This window comes from Nocardia tengchongensis (assembly GCF_054781395.1).
In genome coordinates this window covers 1-1,420 of sequence record NZ_BAAGUM010000022.1, presented here as the reverse complement: position 1 = coordinate 1,420, position 1,420 = coordinate 1, and the positions used below count along the sequence as shown (strand labels likewise).

Sequence of the window (1,420 nt, the reverse complement as noted above, 5' to 3'; positions counted from 1 at the left end):
TACGACTTCGTCCCAATCGCCAATCCCACCTTCGACAGCTCCCTCCACAAGGGTTAGGCCACTGGCTTCGGGTGTTACCGACTTTCATGACGTGACGGGCGGTGTGTACAAGGCCCGGGAACGTATTCACCGCAGCGTTGCTGATCTGCGATTACTAGCGACTCCAACTTCACGGGGTCGAGTTGCAGACCCCGATCCGAACTGAGACCGGCTTTAAGGGATTCGCTCCACCTCGCGGTATCGCAGCCCTCTGTACCGGCCATTGTAGCATGTGTGAAGCCCTGGACATAAGGGGCATGATGACTTGACGTCGTCCCCACCTTCCTCCGAGTTGACCCCGGCAGTCTCTCACGAGTCCCCGCCATTACGCGCTGGCAACATAAGATAAGGGTTGCGCTCGTTGCGGGACTTAACCCAACATCTCACGACACGAGCTGACGACAGCCATGCACCACCTGTACACCGACCACAAGGGGGGCCATATCTCTATGGCTTTCCGGTGTATGTCAAACCCAGGTAAGGTTCTTCGCGTTGCATCGAATTAATCCACATGCTCCGCCGCTTGTGCGGGCCCCCGTCAATTCCTTTGAGTTTTAGCCTTGCGGCCGTACTCCCCAGGCGGGGTACTTAATGCGTTAGCTACGGCACGGATCCCGTGGAAGGAAACCCACACCTAGTACCCACCGTTTACGGCGTGGACTACCAGGGTATCTAATCCTGTTCGCTACCCACGCTTTCGCTTCTCAGCGTCAGTTACTTCCCAGAGACCCGCCTTCGCCACCGGTGTTCCTCCTGATATCTGCGCATTTCACCGCTACACCAGGAATTCCAGTCTCCCCTGAAGTACTCTAGTCTGCCCGTATCGACTGCAAGCTTGCAGTTGAGCTGCAAGTTTTCACAATCGACGTGACAGACCGCCTACAAGCTCTTTACGCCCAGTAATTCCGGACAACGCTCGCACCCTACGTATTACCGCGGCTGCTGGCACGTAGTTGGCCGGTGCTTCTTCTACAGGTACCGTCACTTGCGCTTCGTCCCTGTCAAAAGAGGTTTACAACCCGAAGGCCGTCATCCCTCACGCGGCGTCGCTGCATCAGGCTTTCGCCCATTGTGCAATATTCCCCACTGCTGCCTCCCGTAGGAGTCTGGGCCGTGTCTCAGTCCCAGTGTGGCCGGTCACCCTCTCAGGTCGGCTACCCGTCGTCGCCTTGGTGGGCCGTTACCCCACCAACAAGCTGATAGGCCGCGGGCCCATCTCGCACCAGTAAACCTTTCCAACAGCCCCCATGCAGAGGCTGCTCATATCCGGTATTAGACCCAGTTTCCCAGGCTTATCCCAGAGTGCGAGGCAGATCACCCACGTGTTACTCACCCGTTCGCCGCTCGTGTACCCCGAAGGGCCTTACCGCTCGACTTGCAT

The 1,420-nt window shown here is 57.6% G+C and carries 1 rRNA gene; it reads right to left on the bottom strand.

The features are described 5' to 3' along the window. A 16S ribosomal RNA gene (locus tag ACYVKL_RS38680) occupies nt 1–1,420 on the bottom strand; the annotation flags it as partial.